Below are 264 nucleotides of genomic sequence, written 5' to 3' on the forward strand. Positions count from 1 at the left end.
GCTTGAACATACGGTTTGAACCTGAGTTGATGACGGGATCACCGGCGGCGCAGAAGTTAAACAGCCATCTGGCGTTCTCGGTGGACAAACCGACGCAACCGTGCGAGACATTGGCGCTGCCCTGAGAGCGCTCGGACCACGGCGCGGCGTGGATAAACTCACCGGTGTAGGTGACGCGCATGGCGTACTTGACCTTGAGGTGGTAATAATCCGAGCTCCCCTTAGGGATGCCAACCGTCGAGGAGTCCATGATTCTGGTGGCAT

1 protein-coding gene is annotated in these 264 nt (G+C 58.0%); it reads right to left on the minus strand.

The genetic code is table 11. From position 1 onward, the window contains the following. The coding region (locus KMS84_RS40260; RefSeq protein WP_256921611.1) for a L,D-transpeptidase at nucleotides 1-264 on the minus strand (264 nt) is incomplete at both ends.

This window comes from Streptomyces hilarionis (assembly GCF_024539675.1).
Lineage (GTDB): Bacteria > Actinomycetota > Actinomycetes > Streptomycetales > Streptomycetaceae > Streptomyces > Streptomyces hilarionis.